The 21338-nt window shown below is 71.6% G+C and carries 18 protein-coding genes; 16 read left to right on the top strand and 2 right to left on the bottom strand.

Translation table 11 applies throughout. The annotated features are described in order from the left end of the window. The first annotated feature begins 191 nt into the window (after window positions 1–191). From hpnC to AC5WRT_RS16845, 13 genes are all read left to right on the top strand, one after another. Complete coding sequence (gene hpnC / locus AC5WRT_RS16905; protein WP_496094327.1) at window positions 192–1088, top strand: squalene synthase HpnC; 897 nt, start codon at window positions 192–194, stop codon at window positions 1086–1088. Continuing rightward, on the top strand, window positions 1085–2047 hold the full coding sequence (gene hpnD / locus AC5WRT_RS16900) for a presqualene diphosphate synthase HpnD (protein WP_496094328.1): 963 nt from the start codon (window positions 1085–1087) through the stop codon (window positions 2045–2047). Before hpnC ends, hpnD begins: the two co-directional genes overlap by 4 nt. Continuing rightward, window positions 2047–2295: a DUF6380 family protein gene (locus AC5WRT_RS16895; RefSeq protein WP_496094329.1), complete on the top strand. Its 249-nt coding sequence runs from the start codon at window positions 2047–2049 to the stop codon at window positions 2293–2295. Before hpnD ends, AC5WRT_RS16895 begins: the two co-directional genes overlap by 1 nt. After that, window positions 2292–3725, top strand: coding sequence for a hydroxysqualene dehydroxylase HpnE (gene hpnE / locus AC5WRT_RS16890; RefSeq protein WP_496094330.1), 1434 nt, complete (start codon window positions 2292–2294; stop codon window positions 3723–3725). The genes AC5WRT_RS16895 and hpnE overlap by 4 nt, the downstream gene beginning before the upstream one ends. Continuing rightward, on the top strand, window positions 3725–4861 hold the full coding sequence (locus AC5WRT_RS16885) for a polyprenyl synthetase family protein (protein ID WP_496100354.1): 1137 nt from the start codon (window positions 3725–3727) through the stop codon (window positions 4859–4861). Before hpnE ends, AC5WRT_RS16885 begins: the two co-directional genes overlap by 1 nt. A 121-nt stretch (window positions 4862–4982) precedes the next feature. After that, entirely contained in the window at window positions 4983–7007 is a 2025-nt protein-coding gene (gene shc / locus AC5WRT_RS16880; protein ID WP_496100353.1) for a squalene--hopene cyclase, read from the top strand. 1 nt (window position 7008) lies between these two features. Further along, window positions 7009–7650 carry a phosphorylase family protein gene (locus AC5WRT_RS16875; RefSeq protein ID WP_496094333.1) on the top strand — a complete coding sequence of 214 codons (642 nt, stop codon included), beginning with the start codon at window positions 7009–7011 and terminating at the stop codon, window positions 7648–7650. 5 nt (window positions 7651–7655) lie between these two features. Then, complete coding sequence (hpnH, locus tag AC5WRT_RS16870; protein ID WP_496094334.1) at window positions 7656–8678, top strand: adenosyl-hopene transferase HpnH; 1023 nt, start codon at window positions 7656–7658, stop codon at window positions 8676–8678. Between the two features lie 4 nt (window positions 8679–8682). Continuing rightward, the gene (ispG, locus tag AC5WRT_RS16865; protein WP_496100352.1) at window positions 8683–9810 is read left to right on the top strand and encodes a flavodoxin-dependent (E)-4-hydroxy-3-methylbut-2-enyl-diphosphate synthase; all 1128 of its coding nucleotides are present in this window, start codon (window positions 8683–8685) and stop codon (window positions 9808–9810) included. 38 nt (window positions 9811–9848) lie between these two features. Next, window positions 9849–11747 (top strand): 1-deoxy-D-xylulose-5-phosphate synthase, encoded by a 1899-nt coding sequence (gene dxs, locus AC5WRT_RS16860; RefSeq protein WP_496100351.1) that lies wholly within the window; start codon window positions 9849–9851, stop codon window positions 11745–11747. Continuing rightward, entirely contained in the window at window positions 11744–13129 is a 1386-nt protein-coding gene (locus tag AC5WRT_RS16855) for an aspartate aminotransferase family protein (RefSeq protein WP_496094337.1), read from the top strand. The genes dxs and AC5WRT_RS16855 overlap by 4 nt, the downstream gene beginning before the upstream one ends. A gap of 71 nt (window positions 13130–13200) precedes the next feature. Next, window positions 13201–13824, top strand: a complete 624-nt coding sequence (locus tag AC5WRT_RS16850) for a helix-turn-helix domain-containing protein (RefSeq protein ID WP_496094338.1) — start codon at window positions 13201–13203, stop codon at window positions 13822–13824. Then, the gene (locus AC5WRT_RS16845) at window positions 13821–13943 is read left to right on the top strand and encodes a DUF6126 family protein (protein WP_496094339.1); all 123 of its coding nucleotides are present in this window, start codon (window positions 13821–13823) and stop codon (window positions 13941–13943) included. The genes AC5WRT_RS16850 and AC5WRT_RS16845 overlap by 4 nt, the downstream gene beginning before the upstream one ends. Window positions 13944–13964: 21 nt before the next feature. Here AC5WRT_RS16845 and AC5WRT_RS16840 read toward each other — a convergent pair whose 3' ends face one another. Continuing rightward, entirely contained in the window at window positions 13965–14762 is a 798-nt protein-coding gene (locus AC5WRT_RS16840; RefSeq protein ID WP_496100350.1) for a tyrosine-protein phosphatase, read from the bottom strand. Between the two features lie 174 nt (window positions 14763–14936). On the opposite strand from AC5WRT_RS16840, the gene AC5WRT_RS16835 reads away from it, so the two are divergent. Beyond that, window positions 14937–17009: an alpha-galactosidase gene (locus tag AC5WRT_RS16835; RefSeq protein ID WP_496094367.1), complete on the top strand. Its 2073-nt coding sequence runs from the start codon at window positions 14937–14939 to the stop codon at window positions 17007–17009. 253 nt (window positions 17010–17262) lie between these two features. Then, window positions 17263–18048, top strand: a complete 786-nt coding sequence (locus AC5WRT_RS16830; RefSeq protein ID WP_496094341.1) for an SGNH/GDSL hydrolase family protein — start codon at window positions 17263–17265, stop codon at window positions 18046–18048. A gap of 435 nt (window positions 18049–18483) precedes the next feature. Here AC5WRT_RS16830 and AC5WRT_RS16825 read toward each other — a convergent pair whose 3' ends face one another. Continuing rightward, complete coding sequence (locus tag AC5WRT_RS16825) at window positions 18484–19098, bottom strand: TetR/AcrR family transcriptional regulator (protein ID WP_496094342.1); 615 nt, start codon at window positions 19096–19098, stop codon at window positions 18484–18486. A gap of 755 nt (window positions 19099–19853) precedes the next feature. On the opposite strand from AC5WRT_RS16825, the gene AC5WRT_RS16820 reads away from it, so the two are divergent. Further along, a complete protein-coding gene (locus AC5WRT_RS16820; protein WP_496094343.1) occupies window positions 19854–21020 on the top strand; it encodes an MBL fold metallo-hydrolase in 1167 nt (388 codons plus the stop codon). The last annotated feature ends 318 nt before the right edge of the window (window positions 21021–21338 follow it).

Raw genomic sequence — 21338 nt, 5'->3', positions numbered from 1 at the left:
TGCCGGAAAGCGGCAAGTGGGGCCATAATGCGCGACACCCCACGCCGGGGCGACCCCGCGAATTGCCGGGCGGCGTGTCCGAAATAGTGTGTATTGGGTCGGCAGTGTAGAACGGGAGATGTGACGGCAATGGCTACGGAAACTCCCCAGCTCAACGCAGCATGTGCCGTCCCCGCGCCGGGCAGCGTCCGATGACGGCGACCGAGACGGCGCAAGACCCGGAGCGCGCCACCCTCGACAAGGCCACGAGTGAGAACTTCCCCGTGGCCCCCTTCTTCCTGCCCAGGTCCTGGCGCGCCGACCTCATGGCCGTCTACGGCTTCGCCCGCCTCGTCGACGACATCGGCGACGGTGACCTCGCGCCCGGCGGCGCCGACGCCCGCCTCCTCGGCGTGTCGGCCACGGAGGCCGAGGACCGCCTGGTCCTTCTCGACGCCTTCGAGGCCGACCTGCGCCGCGTCTTCGACGGCACCCCGCGCCATCCGCTGCTGCGCCGGCTGCAGCCCACCGTCCGCCGCCGCTCCCTCACCCCCGAGCCCTTCCTCGGACTGATCGCCGCCAACCGTCAGGACCAGCTCGTCTCCCGTTACGAGACCTACGACGACCTCCTCGCCTACTGCGAACTGTCCGCCAACCCCGTCGGCCGCCTGGTCCTCGCCGTCACCGGCACCTCCACCCCCGAGCGGGTCCGGCACTCCGACGCGGTCTGCACCGCGCTGCAGATCGTGGAGCACCTCCAGGACGTCGCCGAGGACCTGCGCCGTGACCGGATCTACCTCCCGGCCGCGGACATGAAGCGCTTTCACGTGCAGGAATCCGATCTTGGCGCGAAAACCACGGGCGCATCGGTGCGCGCCCTGGTTGCATACGAGGCACAACGCGCCCGTGATCTGCTGAATGAAGGCGCCCCCCTGGTGGGTAGCGTCCACGGCAGGTTGAAGCTGCTGCTCGCAGGGTTCGTGGCGGGGGGGAGGGCGGCGATCCGGGCGATCGCCGCCGCCGATTACGACGTACTTCCCGGCCCGCCTCGACCCGGCAAGATCCAGTTGCTGCGTGAGGCGGGCGTGATCCTGCGAGGAGAGGGGTGATCCGGACCGTGGATTCTCCGTCGCACGTGTCCGCACCGGTACTCGCCGCCTACAGCTACTGCGAGACCGTCACCGGGCAGCAGGCGCGCAACTTCGCCTACGGCATCCGCTTGCTGCCCACGCCCAAGCGCCGCGCCATGTCGGCGCTGTACGCGTTCTCCCGGCGCGTGGACGACATCGGCGACGGCGACCTGGCCGACGCGGTGAAGCTGAAGCGGCTCGAGGACACCAGGGCGCTGCTCGCCCGGGTCCGCGCGGACGAGGTCGAGGAGGACGACACCGATCCGGTCGCCGTCGCCCTCGCCCATGCGGCACGCGCTTTCCCGATCCCGCTCGGCGGCCTCGACGAGCTGATCGACGGCGTCCAGATGGACGTGCGCGGCGAGACCTACGAGACCTGGGACGACCTGAAGGTCTACTGCCGGTGCGTCGCCGGTGCCATCGGCCGCCTCTCGCTCGGCGTCTTCGGCACCGAACCGGGAACGCGCGGCACCGAACGGGCAGCCGAGTACGCCGACACGCTCGGCCTCGCCCTGCAGCTGACCAACATCCTCAGAGACGTCCGCGAGGACGCGGCCGGCGGCCGTACCTACCTGCCGGCCGACGACCTCGCCAAATTCGGCTGTTCGGCCGGATTCGACGGGCCGACCCCACCGGAGGGCTCCGACTTCGCGGGCCTCGTGCACTTCGAAGTGCGACGGGCCCGCGCCCTTTTCGCCGAGGGCTACCAGCTGCTGCCCATGCTCGACCGGCGCAGCGGCGCCTGTGTGGCCGCCATGGCCGGCATCTACCGCCGGCTGCTGGACCGCATCGAGCGCGACCCGGAGGCGGTGCTGCGCGGCCGGGTCTCGCTGCCCGGACGCGAGAAGGCGTACGTCGCGGTACGCGGTCTGTCGGGTCTGGACACCCGGCATGTGACCCGCCATGTCTCCCCCCGTTCCGTCAGGAGGCGCGCCTGATGGAACGCACCGGACCGGGAGACACGCGGCAGGCAACCCTCCGCTGCGGCGTGGCGTCCCTGACTGCGACGGCCGAGCGTGCACCGTTCACTGTGCACGCTCGGACCCCGAAGGGGCGCGGGGCCGTCCCGGACACGTGGCTGCGGCCGCGCGGCCGCGACCAGCCACGCCGGCCCGCCGGGCGGCCGACAGCGCCGCACGGCACGGCCCGCGGAGCGCTCGCGCTCGTACGGAAGGACGCACCATGAGCGACGGCTCACGCCTCGCACAGCCGCACGGCACCGCGGGAGCGGACCGCGCGGCGGCCCGTAGCGCCGTCGTGGTCGGCGGCGGGCTCGCCGGGATCACCGCGGCGCTCGCGCTCGCCGACGCGGGCGTCCGTGTCACCCTGCTCGAAGGCAGGCCCCGGCTGGGCGGGCTCGCCTTCTCCTTCCAGCGCGGCGACCTGACCGTCGACAACGGCCAGCACGTGTACCTGCGCTGCTGCTCCGCCTACCGCTGGTTCCTCGAGCGGATCGAGGGCGCGGAACTGGCACCGCTGCAGGACCGCCTGGACGTGCCCGTCGTCGACGTCGCCAAGCCCGAGGGCAGGCGGCTCGGCCGGCTGCGGCGCGACCCGCTGCCCGTCCCCCTCCACCTGGGACGAAGCCTGGCCGCCTATCCGCATCTCTCGCTCGCCGAGCGCGCCGCGGTCGGGCGGGCCGCACTCGCGCTGAAGGGGCTCGACCTCACCGATCCCGCCCTGGACACCCAGGACTTCGGCAGCTGGCTGACCGCGCACGGCCAGTCGGCGCGCGCCGTCGAGGCCCTGTGGGACCTGGTCGGGGTCGCCACCCTCAACGCGGTCGCGGGCGACGCCTCGCTGGGGCTCGCCGCGATGGTGTTCAAGACCGGTCTGCTGTCCGACCCGGGCGCGGCCGACATCGGCTGGGCCCGCGTCCCGCTGGGCGAACTGCACGACCGGCTGGCGCGCAAGGCGCTCGACTCCGCGGGCGTCCGTACCGAGGTCCGTACACGCGTCACCTCCGTCTCCACCAACGAAAACGGCACCTGGAGCGTTCAGGTTCCCGGCGAGCGCCTGGAAACGGACGCCGTCGTCCTCGCCGTTCCCCAGCGCGAGGCCCACGGCCTGCTGCCGCCCGGCGCCCTCGACGTCCCCGAGCAGTTGCTCGCGATCGGCACCGCGCCGATCCTCAACGTCCATGTCGTCTACGACCGCAAGGTGCTCGCGCGGCCCTTCTTCGCCGCCCTCGGCACCCCCGTGCAGTGGGTCTTCGACCGCACCGACGCCTCCGGACTGACCGAAGGTCAGTATCTGGCGCTGTCCCAGTCGGCCGCGCAGGCGGAGATCGACCTGCCCGTCGCCGATCTGCGCGAGCGCTATCTGCCGGAGCTTGAACGGCTCATTCCGGGTACCCGGGGCGCCGTGGTGAGGGACTTCTTCGTGACCCGGGAGCGCACGGCCACGTTCGCGCCCACCCCCGGCGTCGGGCGGCTGCGGCCCGGCGCGCGCACCAAGGCCCCCGGCCTGTACCTGGCCGGAGCGTGGACCGCCACCGGGTGGCCCGCGACCATGGAGAGTGCGGTCCGCAGTGGAGTGAACGCGGCCGACGCCGCGCTCAGCGCCCTCGGCCGGCCCCGCCCCCGCCACCTCTTCGAGTTCGAGGAGGCGGCCTGATGCCTGATCAGGAGCCCGCGGCAGGCCCCCGCACCCCCGGTACCGCAACAAGAGGAGAGACTGTGCCCACTGTGCCCCCGGCCTCGACGCCCGCCCCGCGGGCCGCGGTGGACGTGACCGCGCTGCTGGAGCGCGGCCGGACCCTGGCCACTCCGGTCCTGCGTGCGGCCGTCGACCGGCTGGCGTCTCCGATGGACACCGTCGCCGCCTACCACTTCGGCTGGATCGACGCCGCCGGCAACCCTGCCGACGGCGACGGCGGCAAGGCCGTGCGCCCCGCGCTCGCCGTGCTCTCCGCCGAGGTCACCGGCGCCGCGCCCGAGGTGGGAATCCCCGGCGCCGTCGCCGTCGAACTCGTCCACAACTTCTCGCTGCTGCACGACGACCTGATGGACGGCGACGAGCAGCGCCGGCACCGCGACACCGTCTGGAAGGTGCACGGCCCCGCCCAGGCCATCCTGGTCGGCGACGCCCTGTTCGCCCTTGCCAACGAGGTTCTGCTGGAGCTCGGCACCGTCGAGGCGGGCCGCGCCACCCGCCGGCTCACCACCGCCACCCGCGCCCTGATCGACGGTCAGGCGCAGGACATCTCCTACGAGCACCGGGACCGCGTCAGCGTCGAGGAGTGTCTGGAGATGGAGGGCAACAAGACCGGCGCGCTGCTCGCCGCGTCCAGCTCCATCGGCGCGGTCCTCGGCGGTGCGGACGACGCCACCGCCGACGCGCTGGAACGCTACGGCTACCACCTGGGCCTCGCCTTCCAGGCCGTCGACGACCTGCTCGGCATCTGGGGCGACCCGGAGGCCACCGGCAAGCAGACGTGGAGCGACCTGCGCCAGCGCAAGAAGTCCCTGCCGGTCGTGGCCGCCCTCGCGGCCGGCGGCCCCGCCTCCGAGCAGCTCGGCGAGATCCTTGCCGCGGACGCCAAGAGCAGCGACTTCGAGAACTTCTCCGAGAAGGAGTTCGCGGCCCGCGCGGCTCTCATCGAGCAGGCCGGCGGCCGCGACTGGACGGCCGGGGAAGCGCGCCGTCAGCACACCGTCGCCATCGAAGCCCTCGACGCCGTCGACATGCCCGACCGGGTGCGGGAGTCCTTCACGGCGCTGGCTGACTTCGTCGTCGTACGAAAGAGATGATCACTATCGGTCGAACACGCCTCGCGTAGTCGCCGGCCGGTGTCCGAGGATCTACCCGAGGACACCGGCCGACGGCGGACCCACAGCAGCACGACTCGCACGACTGCACGAAGGGGAAGCCATGACAGCGACGACCGACGGAAGTACCGGGGCGACTGTGCCGTCCCGCGCTGCCGCGGCCAGCGACACCACCCTCATCACCCCCGAGACGGCCGGGGTACAAGAAGCCGCCGCCCGCGCCGCACGGCGTGCCACCGACTTCCTGCTCGCGCGGCAGGACGCCCAGGGCTGGTGGAAGGGCGACCTGGAGACCAACGTCACCATGGACGCCGAGGACCTGCTGCTCCGCCAGTTCCTGGGGATCCGCGACGAGCTGACCACGCAGGCCACCGCGAAGTTCATCCGCGGCGAGCAGCGTGAGGACGGCACCTGGGCCACCTTCTACGGCGGGCCCGGAGAGCTGTCCACCACCATCGAGGCCTACGTCGCCCTGCGCCTGGCCGGCGACGCGCCCGACGAGCCGCACATGGCGAAGGCGTCGGCCTGGATCCGCGAGCGCGGCGGCATCGCCGCCTCCCGGGTCTTCACCCGGATCTGGCTCGCCCTGTTCGGCTGGTGGAAGTGGGAGGACCTGCCCGAACTCCCGCCGGAGCTCATCTACTTCCCCACCTGGTTCCCGCTCAACATCTACGACTTCGGCTGCTGGGCGCGGCAGACGATCGTGCCGCTGACCATCGTCTCCGCCAAGCGCCCGGTGCGCCCCGCGCCGTTCCCGCTGGACGAGCTGCACACCGACCCGGCCAACCCCAACCCGCCGCAGCCGCTCGCCCCGGTGACGAGCTGGGACGGGCTGTTCCAGCGGCTCGACAAGGTTGTCCGCGGCTACCGCAAGGTGGCCGTGCGCAGACTCCGCAGGGCCGCGCTGAACTCCGCCGCCCGCTGGATCGTCGAGCGGCAGGAGAACGACGGCTGCTGGGGCGGCATCCAGCCTCCGGCGGTGTACTCGGTCATCGCCCTGCACCTGCTCGGCTACGACCTCCAGCATCCGGTGCTGCGCGAGGGACTCGCCTCGCTGGACCGTTTCGCCGTCTGGCGCGAGGACGGCGCCCGGATGATCGAGGCCTGCCAGTCGCCGGTGTGGGACACCTGCCTCGCCACCATCGCGCTCGTCGACGCCGGGCTGCCCGCCGACCATCCGCAGCTGGTCAAGGCGGCCGACTGGATGCTCGGCGAGGAGATCGTCCGGCCCGGCGACTGGTCCGTGCGTCGGCCGGGGCTTCCGCCGGGCGGCTGGGCGTTCGAGTTCCACAACGACAACTACCCCGACATCGACGACACGGCCGAGGTCTCCCTCGCGCTGCGCCGGGTCAGGCACCACGACCCCGAGCGCGTGGAGAAGGCCATCGGGCGGGCGGTGCGCTGGAACCTGGGGATGCAGTCGAAGAACGGCGCGTGGGGCGCCTTCGACGTCGACAACACCAGCCCGTTCCCGAACCGGCTGCCGTTCTGCGACTTCGGCGAGGTCATCGACCCCCCGTCCGCCGACGTCACCGCGCACGTGGTGGAGATGCTCGCCGCCGAGGGGCTCGCGCACGACCCGCGCACCCGGCGCGGCATCGACTGGCTGCTCGCCGAACAGGAGCCGGACGGCTCGTGGTTCGGACGCTGGGGCGTCAACTACATCTACGGCACCGGCTCGGTGGTGCCCGCGCTGACCGCGGCCGGGCTGCCCGGCTCGCACCCGGCGATCCGGCGGGCGGTGGCCTGGCTCGAGAGGGTGCAGAACGACGACGGCGGCTGGGGCGAGGACCTGCGCTCCTACAAGTACGTCAAGGAGTGGAGCGGCCGGGGCGCCTCCACCGCCTCGCAGACCGCGTGGGCACTGATGGCGCTGCTCGCGGCGGGGGAGAAGGACTCCAAGGCCGTCGAGCGCGGCATCCAGTGGCTCGCCGGCACCCAGCGCGAGGACGGCACCTGGGACGAGCCGTACTTCACCGGCACCGGCTTCCCGTGGGACTTCTCCATCAACTACCACCTGTACCGGCAGGTCTTCCCGCTCACCGCGCTCGGCCGGTACCTGCACGGCGACCCCTTCGAACGCGGCGTCCTCGTCCGCACGCCACTGCCCGAGGCGAAGGGGAGCTGACGTGACCACCCGGCCCGCCTCCGTCCCGCTGCTGGTCGCCTGCGCGCTCGGCATCGAGCACCTCGCCCTGCGCACCGGGGACAGGAGCGGGGCGGACGGGCCGGTCACCTTCCTCCGTACGGGCATGGGCCCCCGCGCGGCGGAACGCTCCGTCGTCCGGCAGCTCGCGGACCCGGCACTCGCCGACGCGGCCGTACTGGCCACCGGTTTCTGCGCCGGTCTTGCCCCCGGCATGCACCCCGGCGACCTGGTGGTCGCCGAGCAGACCCGGGACCCGCGCGGCAGCGTGGCCTGTGTGGGCACCGAACTGCTGGTCAAGGAACTCGTGCGCCTCCTGCCCGGACGCACGGTCCACACCGGCCCGCTCACCGGCTCCGACCACGTCGTGCGGGGACACGAGCGGTCCGACCTGCTCGCGACCGGTGCGATCGCGGTCGACATGGAGTCCGCGGCCACGCTCCGTACGGCCGTGCGCGACGGTGAGCGCCCCGTCGCCGCCGTCCGGGTGGTCGTGGACGCTCCCGAACATGAACTCGTCCGGATCGGCACCGTACGCGGCGGAATATCGGCTTTCCGCGTTCTTCGATCTGTTCTTCCCGCATTTTTCGAATGGCACCGTTCTTTGCCGCTCCCCCGGAGGTGAGCCAGATGGCCATGCCGTTGCGTCAGTCCATCAAGGTCGCTACATACCTGGCCGAACAGAAGCTGCGCAAGCGGGACAAGTTTCCGCTCATCGTCGAGCTGGAGCCGCTCTTCGCCTGCAACCTCAAGTGCGAGGGCTGTGGCAAGATCCAGCACCCGGCGGGCGTGCTCAAGCAGCGCATGCCGGTCGCCCAGGCCGTGGGTGCGGTGCTGGAGTCCGGTGCGCCGATGGTCTCCATCGCCGGTGGCGAACCCTTGATGCATCCTCAGATCGACGAGATCGTCCGCCAGCTGGTGGCCAAGCGGAAGTACGTCTTCCTGTGCACCAACGCGATGCTGCTGCGCAAGAAGATCGACGAATTCAAGCCCTCTCCCTACTTCGCCTTCGCCGTGCACATCGACGGGCTGCGCGAGCGGCACGACGAGTCCGTCGCGAAGGAGGGTGTGTTCGACGAGGCGGTGGAGGCCATCAAGGAGGCCAAGCGGCGTGGCTTCCGGGTGACCACCAACTCGACGTTCTTCAACACCGACACCCCGCAGACGATCATCGAGGTGCTGAACTTCCTCAACGACGAGCTGAAGGTGGACGAGATGATGATCTCGCCCGCCTACGCCTACGAGAAGGCTCCGGACCAGGAGCACTTCCTCGGCGTCGAGCAGACCCGCGAGCTGTTCAAGAAGGCGTTCTCCGGCGGCAACCGCAGGCGCTGGCGGCTCAACCACTCCCCGCTCTTCCTGGACTTCCTGGAGGGCAAGGTCGACTTCCCGTGCACCGCGTGGGCGATCCCGAACTACTCGCTCTTCGGCTGGCAGCGCCCCTGCTACCTGATGAGCGACGGGTACGTGCCGACGTACCGCGAACTCATCGAGGAGACCGACTGGGACAAGTACGGCCGCGGCAAGGATCCGCGCTGCGCCAACTGCATGGCGCACTGCGGCTACGAGCCCACCGCCGTCCTCGCCACCATGGGTTCGCTGAAGGAGTCGCTGCGGGCCATGCGCGAGACCGTCTCCGGAAACCGGGAGTGACGCGATGACCGCCGTCCCCCTGGGCGTTCCCGAGGTCCCGGCCCGGCCGGTCGCACCGCGCCGGCCGTCGCGGCAGATCCATGTCGGGCCGGTGGCGGTCGGGGGCGGAGCCCCGGTGTCGGTGCAGTCGATGACGACGACCCGGACGTCGGACGTCGGCGCCACCCTGCAGCAGATCGCGGAACTCACCGCGTCCGGCTGCCAGATCGTCCGCGTGGCCTGCCCCACGCAGGACGACGCGGACGCCCTCGCGACCATCGCCAGGAAGTCGCAGATCCCGGTGATCGCGGACATCCACTTCCAGCCGAAGTACGTGTTCGCGGCGATCGAGGCCGGGTGTGCGGCCGTACGCGTCAATCCCGGCAACATCAAGAAGTTCGACGACCAGGTGAAGGAGATCGCGCGCGCCGCCAAGGACCACGGCACACCGATCCGGATCGGGGTCAACGCGGGCTCGCTGGACAGGCGCCTGTTCCAGAAGCACGGCAGGGCGACGCCGGAGGCGCTCGTCGAGTCCGCGCTGTGGGAGGCGTCCCTCTTCGAGGAGTACGACTTCCGGGACATCAAGATCTCGGTCAAGCACAACGACCCGGTCGTGATGATCGAGGCCTACCGTCAGCTCGCCGAACAGTGCGACTATCCGCTGCACTTGGGCGTGACCGAGGCCGGCCCGGCCTTTCAGGGCACGATCAAGTCGGCCGTCGCCTTCGGGGCGTTGCTCTCCCAGGGCATCGGCGACACGATCCGCGTCTCGCTGAGCGCGCCTCCGGCCGAGGAGGTCAAGGTCGGCATCCAGATCCTGGAGTCGCTCGGCCTCAGGCAGCGGCGGCTGGAGATCGTCTCCTGCCCGTCCTGCGGCCGTGCCCAGGTCGACGTCTACAAACTCGCCGAGGAGGTCACCGCGGGCCTCGACGGGATGGAGGTGCCGCTCAGGGTCGCGGTGATGGGGTGTGTGGTGAACGGTCCGGGCGAGGCCCGCGAGGCCGACCTCGGAGTTGCCTCGGGCAACGGGAAGGGGCAGATCTTCGTCAAGGGCGAGGTCGTCAAGACCGTTCCCGAGTCGAAGATCGTGGAGACCCTCATCGAGGAGGCCATGAAGCTCGCCGAGCCGACGAGCCCCGCAGACGAATGAGTTGAGCACACACGGCACGGACCGAGAGGGGGCCCAGCGTGACCATTCTGGAGAACATCCGGGGACCACGCGACCTGAAGGCGCTGTCCGAGGCGGAACTCGGCGCACTGTCCGAGGAGATACGCGAGTTCCTGGTGCAAGCGGTGTCGAGGACCGGCGGTCACCTCGGGCCCAATCTGGGGGTGGTGGAACTGACCGTCGCCCTGCACCGGGTCTTCGAGTCACCGGTCGACCGCATCCTGTGGGACACCGGCCATCAGTCCTATGTACACAAGCTACTGACGGGACGTCAGGACTTTTCCAAGCTGCGCGGCAAGGGCGGACTGTCCGGCTATCCCTCGCGCGAGGAGTCCGAGCACGACGTCATCGAGAACAGCCACGCCTCCACCGCGCTCGGCTGGGCCGACGGCCTGGCCAAGGCCAACCAGGTGCAGGGGGAGAAGGGGCATGTGGTCGCCGTCATCGGCGACGGCGCGCTGACCGGCGGCATGGCCTGGGAGGCGCTGAACAACATCGCGGCCGCCAAGGACCGCCCGCTGATCATCGTCGTCAACGACAACGAACGCTCCTACGCCCCGACCATCGGCGGCCTCGCCAACCACCTGGCCACCCTGCGCACCACCGACAGCTACGAGAAGATCCTCGCCTGGGGCAAGGAGGTCCTGCTGCGCACCCCGATCGTCGGGAACACCGTCTACGAGTCCCTGCACGGCGCGAAGAAGGGCTTCAAGGACGCCTTCGCCCCACAGGGCATGTTCGAGGACCTGGGCCTGAAGTACGTCGGCCCGATCGACGGCCACGACGTCAAGGCCGTCGAGTCGGCGCTGCGCCGCGCGAAACGCTTCCACGGCCCGGTCCTGGTCCACTGCCTCACCGTCAAGGGCCGCGGCTACGAACCCGCCCTCGCCCACGAGGAGGACCACTTCCACACCGTCGGCGTGATGGACCCGCTCACGTGCGAACCCCTCGTGCCCTCGGGCGGCCCGTCCTGGACCTCGGTGTTCGGCGACGAGATCGTCCGCATCGGTGAGGAACGGGACGACGTCGTCGCCATCACCGCGGCCATGCTGCACCCGGTCGGGCTCGCCAGGTTCGCCGAGCGCTTCCCCGACCGCGTGTGGGACGTGGGCATCGCCGAGCAGCACGCGGCCGTCTCGGCGGCCGGCCTCGCCACCGGCGGGCTGCACCCGGTCGTCGCCGTCTACGCCACCTTCCTCAACCGCGCCTTCGACCAGCTGCTCATGGACGTCGCCCTGCACCGCTGCGGCGTCACCTTCGTGCTCGACCGGGCCGGCGTCACCGGTGCCGACGGGCCCTCCCACAACGGCATGTGGGACATGTCGATCCTCCAGGTCGTGCCCGGCCTGAGGATCGCCGCACCGCGCGACGCGGGCCAGCTGCGCGCCCAGTTGCGGGAGGCCGTCGCCGTGGACGACGCGCCCACCCTGGTCCGTTTCCCGAAGGAGTCGGTCGGCCCGGACATCCCGGCGGTCGGCCGGGTCGGCGGGATGGACGTGCTGTACCGCGCCGAGCGCGCCGAGGTACTGCTGGTGGCCGTCGGCGTGATGGCCCCGGTGTGTCTCCAGACGGCCGATCTGCTCGCCGCGCGCGGCATCGACTGCACGGTGGTGGATCCGCGCTGGGCCAAGCCCGTGGACCCCGCGCTGCCGGGGCTCGCCGCCGAACACCGACTGGTGGCCGTGGTGGAGGACAACAGCCGGTCCGCGGGCGTCGGTTCGGCCGTGGCCCTTGCCCTCGGCGACGCCGACGTGGACGTGCCGGTGCGGCGCTTCGGCATCCCGGAGCAGTTCCTCGCGCACGCCAAGCGGGGCGAGGTGCTCGCCGACATCGGCCTCACGCCCGTCGAGATCGCCGGGCGGATCAGTGCGAGCCTGGCCGTCAAGGACGCGGACGGCGCAGCCAAGGAGAGTGAATGAGCACGGAGTTCGACCTCGGCGCGCTGCTCGGCGAGCGCGGAGCCGAACGCTACGAGCTGCACACCAAGTACCTGAACCCGCAGCTCCCGCGCATGCTGCACACCATCGGTTTCGACAAGGTCTACGAGCGGGCCGAGGGCGCCCACTTCTTCGACGCGGACGGCAACGACCACCTGGACATGCTCGCCGGGTTCGGGGTGATGGGCCTCGGCCGCCATCACCCGGTCGTCCGCAAGGCGCTGCACGACGTGCTCGACCTGGACCTCGCCGACCTCACCCGGTTCGACTGCCAGCCGCTGCCCGGCCTGCTCGCCGAGCGCCTCCTCACCCACAGCCCGCACCTGGACCGGGTGTTCTTCGGCAACAGCGGCACCGAGGCCGTCGAGACGGCCCTGAAGTTCGCCCGGTACGCCACCGGCAAGCCCCGCGTCCTCTACTGCGACCACGCCTTCCACGGTCTGACCACCGGCTCCCTGTCGGTCAACGGCGAGCGCGGCTTCCGTGACGGCTTCGCCCCGCTGCTGCCCGACACCGCCGTACCCCTCGGCGATCTCGACGCACTGGCGCGGGAGCTGAAGAAGGGCGACGTGGCCGCGCTGATCGTGGAGCCGATCCAGGGCAAGGGTGTGCACGAGGCCCCGCCCGGCTATCTGCGCGCCGCCCAGGAACTCCTGCACCGGCACAAGGCGCTGCTCATCGCCGACGAGGTGCAGACCGGGCTCGGCCGTACCGGCGACTTCTACGCCTACCAGCACGAGGACGGCGTCGAACCCGACCTGGTGTGCGTGGCCAAGGCCCTGTCCGGGGGGTACGTCCCGGTCGGTGCCACGCTCGGCAAGGACTGGATCTTCAAGAAGGTCTACTCGTCCATGGACCGGGTCCTCGTCCACTCGGCGAGCTTCGGGTCCAACGCCCAGGCCATGGCATGCGGCCTCGCGGTGCTGTCCGTCATGGAGAACGAGCAGATCGTCGCGGGCGTACGCCGGACCGGCGAGCTGCTGAAGTCCCGGCTGACGGCGCTGGTCGACACGTACGAGCTGCTCGCCGACGTGCGCGGCCGGGGCCTGATGATCGGCATCGAGTTCGGCCGGCCCGCCTCGCTGAAGCTGCGCAGCCGCTGGACCATGCTCCAGGCGGCCCGCAAGGGCCTGTTCGCGCAGATGGTGGTCGTACCGCTGCTGCAGCGGCACCGGATCCTCACCCAGGTCTCCGGCGACCATCTGGAGGTGATCAAGCTGATCCCGCCGCTGATCATCGACGAGGCGGACGTCGACCGCTTCGTGGACGCCTTCACGGCCGTGATGGACGACGCCCACAGCGGCGGCGGCCTGATGTGGGACTTCGGCAAGACCCTGATCAAGCAGGCCGTGGCCAACCGCTGACGGCTCCGCCAGGCTTTTGCCCCTGAGGCAAGAAAATTGCCCCACGGGCAAGGCTGGGGCTGAATGGAGGCATGAACGCCTCAGACGCCGGGCCACCGGCGGGTCCGGGCGACGAGCTGTCCGCCGTCGCACCGCAGCTGCGCGGACTGCGTCGGCGCGCCGGTCTGACCCTGGAGGCCGCGGCCCGCGCAGCGGGACTCTCGCCGGCGCATCTGTCCCGGCTGGAGACCGGACAGCGGCAGCCGTCGCTGCCGATGCTGCTGGCCCTCGCCCGCATCTACGGTACGACCGTCGCAGAACTGCTCGGCGAGAGGGTCGCCGACCGGGACGCGATCGTGCGGGCCGGGGACATGGAGCCGACCCGGGCGGGCGGCTGGACGTACTTCCAGGCCGGTGCGCCGGGCCGCGCCATGCAGGCCCTGCGGGTGCGCGTGCCGTACGGCTCGCAGGGCGACATCGTGCGCGTCCATCCCGGCGAGGAGTGGCTCCACGTCCTGCGGGGCCGGCTGCGGCTGCGCCTCGGTGACACCACGCACCTGCTCGCGCCCGGCGACAGCGCGCACTTCGACTCCCTCACCCCGCACCGGCTCGCCGCCGAGGACCACGACGGCGTCGAGCTGCTGTTCGTCCACACCCTGCTGCAGAGCCCCACGGCCACGCTGTGCCTCGGGGCGTCGACCGGAGACCTGTCATGAGCAACTTCGAGACGAAGTTCCCCCGTTCCCTGTGGATCCGCCTGATCATCTACATCGCCGCCGGCCACCTTCTGGCCGCGTTCCTCTTCCTGCTGTTCTCCCTGGGGGCGAAGAACTGACTCGGCGGCGCCGTGTGCGGTTCAGTCCAGCAGGCGTTCGCGCAGGCGGTCGCGGGACGCCGGGGTGAGGCCGAGGCCCTGCTCCAGGTAGACGCCCACCCCGCCCCAGCTCTCCTCGATGGTCTCGAACGCCGCCTCGAGGTACTCGGTGCGGGCGTCGAAGAGTGGACTGAGCAGCTCCATGACCTCAGGGGTGTACGCGGTGTCCGCGCTGCCGCTGCGGTGGACCTTGTAGCGCCGGTGCTTGGCGTTGGACTCCAGATAGTCCGCGACGATCGCATCGCGCTCCACCCCCAGGGCGAGGAGTGTCACGGCCATGGAGATGCCCGCGCGGTCCTTGCCCGCCGCGCAGTGCATCAGGGCGGGCACGCTGTCCTCGCAGAGCGCGCCCAGTACCCGGGAGTGCTCGGCGGTGCGCTCCTTGACGATCGTCCGGTACGAGGCGATCATCCGGGCCGCGCCCTTGCCCTCGGCCAGGATCCCGCGCAGCTGGTCCACGTCGCCGTCGCGGACCATCTTCCAGAACTCGGCGCCGTCCGCCGGGTCGCTCAGCGGCAGGTTCACGTTCCGCACGCCGGGCAGTTCGACGTCCGGGCCCTCCAGCTTCTGGTCGGCCGCGTTGCGGAAGTCGAAGATCGTGTGCAGGCCCAGCGAGGCGAGGAAGGCCGAGTCCTCCTCGGTCGCGTGCGCCAGGTGGCCGCTGCGGAACAGCACGCCGTACCGCACCCGGCGCCCGTCCACGGTCGGCAGGCCGCCCACGTCACGGAAATTGCGCACTCCGGCCAGCTCCGGCTCGGTCGACGGGACGTGCTGTGTCACGGGGGCTCCTCCCGGCTCGGGGCCCGCCGTCGCGTCTCGCCGACGGGCGCTCCGACGACCATACGACATCGGTTTCCTCGGGCAAGGAGTTGTCCACAGGCATTGTCACCGGGGGCTCCGGGGCCTGATGATGTTGGCACTTGAGCGGATCTGTTGGCACCTGTGAGGTCTTACGTGGTGGACATCGCCGAAGACGGTCGTACCTGGCTCCTCTCGGGGCCCACCAGCAGCTACGCGCTGCATCTCACCGATGCGGACGAACTGCTCCACCTGCACTGGGGGCCACGCATTGCGCTCGCGGACGCCGAGGCCCTCGCCGCGGACCCGCTGCCGGGCTACTGGCCCTTCGAGTCCCCGCTCGACGGCCGCGAGGAGTACCCCGTCGAGGGCGGCCCGCGCTTCGTCCGCCCCGCCCTGTCCGTGCGCACCGACGACCGCCGCGGCACCGAGTGGCGTTTCGTGACGTACGACACGGAGGGCGGGGAGTTGCGGCTGCGCTTCGACGACGACGGTCTCGCCGTCACCCTGCACTACCGGATGCGCGGCGACGTCGTCGAACGCCGGGTCACCGTGGCCAACGGCACGGACGCGCGTGCGGAGCTGCTGCGCGCCGACGCGGCCACCTGGACCCTGCCCGACCGTGACGGCTGGCGCCTCTCCCAGCTGCACGGCCGCTGGGCCGCCGAGTCCCGGCTCGCCAGCGCGCCGCTCACCTACGGCGAGAAGGTCATCGGCAGCCGCCGCGGCCACACCGGGCACCAGCACCTGCCCTGGGTGGCGCTCGACACCGACGCCACCGAGGAACACGGCGAGGTCTACGGCTGCGCGCTGGGCTGGTCCGGCTCCTGGCGCATCGCGGTCGCCCAGCTTCCGGACGCGCGCGTGCAGATCACCGGCGGAGCCGGCCACGACGACTCGGGGCTGCTGCTCCTTCAGCCGGGGGAGTCGTACACCACTCCGGTCTTCGCGGGCCTGTGGAGCGCCGGCGGCTTCGGCGGCGCGAGCCGCACGTGGCACGCGTACCAGCGCGCGTACGTCATCCCGGACGCCGGGCGGGACCGGCCGGTGCTCTTCAACTCCTGGGAGGCGACCTACTTCGACATCTCCGAGGAGCAGCAGCTCGCCCTCGCCCGGCGGGCCGCCGAGATCGGGGTCGAGCTGTTCGTCGTGGACGACGGCTGGTTCGGTGCCCGCACCAGCGACCGTGCGGGCCTCGGCGACTGGACGCCCAACCCCGACCGCTTCCCGCACGGCCTGAAGCCCCTCGCCGACCAGGTGCACGGCCTCGGCATGCAGTTCGGCATCTGGGTCGAGCCCGAGATGGTCAACCCGGACAGCGAGCTGTACCGCGCCCACCCCGACTGGGTGCAGTACCAGCCGGGACGCAAGCGGACGGAACTGCGCAACCAGCTCGTCCTCAACCTCGCCCGCGAGGACGTCCAGGAGTACCTGTGGGAGCAGCTGGACACCCTGCTCTCCAGCGCGCCGATCGACTATGTCAAGTGGGACTTCAACCGCTGCTTCACCGACGCCGGCTGGCCGGGCGAGCGGTACCCGCAGCGCCTGTGGGTGGACCACGTCCGCGCGCTGTACGCCCTGCTGGACCGGCTGCGCGCGGCCCACCCCCGGGTCGCCTTCGAGTCCTGCTCGGGCGGCGGCGGCCGGATCGACCTCGGGGTGCTGAGCCGTACCGACCAGGTGTGGACCTCCGACAACACCGACCCGCTCGACCGCCTGGCCATCCAGCACGGCTTCAGCCAGATCCATCCCGCCCGGGTGATGGCCGCCTGGGTCACCGACAGCCCGAACACCCAGCTCAACGGTCGGTTCAGCTCCCTGCGCTTTCGCTTCGTGAGCGCCATGGCGGGCGTCCTCGGGGTCGGCGGCGACCTGACCGAGTGGACGGCCGAGGAGCTGGCCGAGGCCCGGCGGTGGGTCGAGCTCTACAAGGAGATCCGCCCGGTCGTGCAGCAGGGCGAGCTGTACCGGCTGCGGCCGCCGGGCGGCGGTCTGAGCGCCGTGCAGTACGTCCTCGGGGAGGAGACGGTGGTCCTCGCGTGGCTCCAGGCGCAGAGCTACGGCGAGCCGGTGCCGGCGCTGCGGCTGCGCGGACTCGACCCCACCGCATCGTACGAATGCCGGGAAACGGGCGAGGTCCACCGGGGTGCCGTGCTGCTGCACCACGGGCTGCGGACCGGACTGAAGGGCGATCTGGATGCCGCGGTTCTCCGATTTCGCCGCATCTGAGCCTTCCGCCGCAATTGTTGCTTTCGATGGAACATGCCCTGAATCGGCGGGTGATGGCGGGGCGGCGTGCGGAGGGCGCCATGGCCGTCTGTCACCCGGCATCGCAACCACCTGGCCGTATTCCTGGATCGCACATGATTTAAGGGTGTCTCATCTCACGGTTCGTCAACCCTTCCTTACGGTCGCGTAGGTCACATCCGAAGGTGAATCATGGTCCGATGTGGCAGACGATTCGAAGAATGACAACAGATCAGTGATCGGGTCGTACGTGGCGGTGGGGGACAGCTTCACCGAGGGCGTCGGCGACCCCGGGCCCGACGGGGCGTTCGTGGGCTGGGCCGACCGGTTCGCGGTACTGCTCGCCGACCGGCGGCCCGAGGGCGACTTCACCTACTCCAATCTCGCGGTGCGCGGGAAACTCCTCGACCAGATCGTGCAGGACCAGGTCCCCAAGGCCGTCGAAATGGCCCCCGACCTGGTCTCCTTCTGCGCCGGCGGCAACGACATCATCCGCCCCGGCACCGATCCGGACGAGGTGGCCGAGCGCTTCGAACGAGCCGTGGCCCGGCTCACCGGCGTGGCCGGCACGGTCATGGTGACGACCGGCTTCGACACCCGTGGTGTCCCCGTGCTCAAGCATCTGCGCGGCAAGATCGCCACGTACAACGGGCACGTACGGGCCATCGCCGACCGGTACGGCTGCCCCGTGCTCGACCTGTGGTCCCTGAAGTCGGTGCAGGACCGCAGAGCCTGGGACAGCGACCGGCTGCACCTCTCACCCGAGGGGCACACGCGCGTGGCGCTGCGCGCCGGCCAGGTCCTCGGCCTGGAGGTCCCGGCCGACCCCGAGCAGCCGTGGCCTCCGCTGCCGCCCCGGGGCACCCTGGAGATCCGCCGCGACGACGTCCACTGGGCCCGCGAGTACCTCGTCCCCTGGATCGGCCGCCGTCTGCGCGGCGAGTCCTCCGGCGACCACGTCACGGCGAAGGGCACCCTGTCGCCCGACGACATCAAGATGCGCATCGCGTCGGTGGCCTGACCGGCACCGACCCCGCCCCGCACCGCACGCGCGCGGGGCAGGGTCGTCACCGGCAGGCCCTGGGCCCCGTCGTCGAAGTCCCGCCTGCCCCGCGACGCCGGGCACGCTCCGCCACTGCCTCAAGGGCGTGGGAGGTGCTCCCTCTCGCCGTACCGACCGAAAGCCCGAGTACGTCCACTACGAGGGCTTCCGAACCGGCACGCCGACAGCACGCACCGGACGCCGCTCCTTGACGGACAGACGTCGCCTGCCGGGGCACTAGGGCGTGTTTCGAAAGTCCCGTCTGGTCCGCGACGCCTGGCCAGGCACCTCGCCGCGTTGTCGGGATCGTCCACGTACGCCCGGTACGAGGGCGACCCTCCGGCTTGCGATGCACCGCACCAGACGCCGCGGACCCCGCCCTCCGGGCGGACGACGCCACTTTCGAAACACGCCCTAGCGTTCTGGCGACACGGCTCGGTCCAGTCCCAGTTCCCGCGCGAGTGCGCCGTCCACCCATTCCTGCGCGCGCCTGCGTGGCACCGCCCCGGAATACGACGTCAGTTGGACCGCGAGGCCGTCGAGCAGTGCGGTCAGTCGGAGAGCGGTGCCGGGCGGGTCGGCGCAGGTGAACTCGCCCGCCGCCACACCCTCGGCGATGACCTCCGCGATCGCCGCCTTCCACTGCCGGTCCAGGTCCCGGGTGACCTCCCGCAGCGCCGGCTCACGCAGGGCCGCCGCCCAGCCCTCGATCCACAGCCGCCAGCCCTTGGCCTGCCCGGTCGGCGCGTACCAGCGCACCGCGGCCCGCAACCGGCGCAACGCGGACGTCCGCCGGCCCAGCAGCCTGCGCAACTGCGCGAGATCGTCCTTGGCCGCATGCCCGAACGCGGCCGCGACCAGCTTCTCCTTCGTCGAGAAGTGGTACAGCACCAGCGCGTTGCTCACCCCGAGCGCCGCGGCCACGTCGGAGATCCTGACCGCCGCCACGCCCCGCGCCTCGATCTGACCGACGGCGGCCCGCAGCAGCTCCTTCCGCCGCTCGGCCACGCTCAACCGCACTCTCGCCACGCGGTCACCCTAATCCGTCGCCAAGGGCAGCGCCGAAGACCCCGTCCCCACCCCACGCGCCGCGCGGGCCCGAGGGTCGGTCACGGAACCGCCGGGGACCGGTGCTCGCTGTGCCGCGCGTCGCAGACATCCGGTGGGCTGTCTCGCGGCGTGGCCGCCGATGCCGGCCCGTCGGCCGGCCCGTGGCCTTCCGGGCCGCGCCGAGACGCCGACGACGGGGACCGGTCAGTACCGGCCGAAGCGGTCCGCGATCACCGGCAGCCGGTCGGCCACCTGGGCGTGGGCGGCCGCGCGGGGGGTCGTGCCGTCGGCGTCCGCACGGTCGGGTGGGCGGGGCGCGGTCCGGGGCTTGGACGAGGGCGCCCGCCGCCGGTGCGGCCGCGTGCGGCCGTCTCGGTGTCCCGCCCCCGCGCAGGGCGTCCGGCCCGGCGGCCACGCGTGCGTGCCCGCCCCGCGTGCCGTCGGGAAGGGCGGCCACGCGCGTGCGCGGCGCCTTCTCCGGGTACGCACGTGTGCCGGGCGTCCGGTGGCATGGTGCCTCCAGGGCGGTCGTGGACGGTGGCCGGAGAGGGGGCCGGACGGAGACCGTACGGCATCACGGGTCGGGGTCCGGAGCCAGTCCCGGCTCTGTGGCAGGGTACTGAACGGTTGTTCAGTAATTCCCGGGTGTCCGGCCGCACGGCACTCCGGCGCGGCCCGGTCGTCACGGGGGCCGACCATAATGGGGACCCTCACCCACTCCACCGGGAGGTACCGTGACCGGACTGCGTTCCTCGAGCTCCGCGCTCCGTGCGCTGCGGCCCGCGGCCTTCGGCGCGGATCCGGGCGGTGAGCGTCTGGCGCGCATCCGCCGGTCCCCCCACTTCAAGGACGGCGTCTTCCAGAACCCGGGCGGCGCCGCACGCACCCGGCCCTCCGGCTCCGCTCTGGACTTCGCGAAAGTCTTCTTCGACAAGGAGATCCGGCCGCTGCGCGCCCCGAGGGGTACCGTCCCGGTGCATCCCACCACCTTCGCCGACCTGGCCAAGCCGCCCGCCACGGGACTGCGGCTGACCTGGATGGGCCACTCCAGCGTGCTCGCGGAGATCGACGGCCACCGGGTCCTGTTCGACCCGGTCTGGGGCGAGCGCTGCTCCCCGTTCCCCTTCGCCGGACCCAAGCGGCTGCACCCCGTGCCGCTGCCGCTGGCCGCGCTCGGTGAGGTCGACGTGGTCGTCATCTCCCACGACCACTACGACCACCTGGACCTGCCCACCATCAAGGCGCTGTCCGGCACGGACACCCTGTTCGCCGTGCCGCTCGGCGTCGGCGCCCATCTCGAGCACTGGGGCGTCTCCCCCGACCGGCTGCGCGAGCTGGACTGGCACGAGTCGACCCGGGTCGGCGGCCTCACCCTCACCGCGACGCCCGCCCGCCACTTCTGCGGCCGCGGCCTGCGCAACATCCAGCACACACTGTGGGCGTCATGGGTGGTCGCCGGCGAGGAGAACCGGATCTACCACAGCGGGGACACGGGCTACTTCGAGGGCTTCCAGGGCATCGGCGCGGCCCACGGCCCGTTCGACGCCACGATGATCCAGATCGGCGCCTACAGCGAGTTCTGGCCGGACATCCACATGACGCCCGAGGAGGGCCTGCGCGCCCACCTCGACCTGCAGGGCGGAGCGCCGCACGGCGTGCTGCTGCCGATCCACTGGGGCACCTTCAACCTGGCCCCGCACCCCTGGGCGGAACCCGGCGAATGGACGAAGGAGACGGCCGAGGAGGCCGGGCAGGCGGTGGCCCTGCCCCGGCCGGGCGAGCCCTTCGAGCCGGCGGGCAAGCTGCCGGCGGAGGCGTGGTGGCGCGGCGCATCGGGGGAGATCCGGCGCACCTGGCGCTCGGTCGGCGCGTTGGTCGCGGAGCCGCCGGTGCGCAGCTGACGTCTCCTCACCCGCCACCGAACCGGTCCGACGCCACAACCAGCACGCTCCGTGATTGCCGACTGTCGACTGCTGGCTGCCGACTGCCGGCTGTTGGTGGACAGTTGATGTCGGAAGGGAGGGCAGAGGGCCCCGCGGCGGCCCGAGTTCCGCCCGATACGGCGCAGTAGCGGCGGAGAGGGTCGGCGCGCGAGGACCTCACCGGGCACCTGAAGCTGCGGCTGGCCGAACTCCCCGGCTACCGCGAGGCGTCACGGCGCCGGGCGCACCACGCCGGCCCGCACGATCGCCGCCACGCTGACGCAGGACCCCGGGACC

The organism is Streptomyces sp. NTD91, assembly GCF_059510455.1.
The sequence above is the reverse complement of the archived record's forward strand: the minus strand, read 5'-3'. Positions and strand labels throughout refer to the sequence as shown.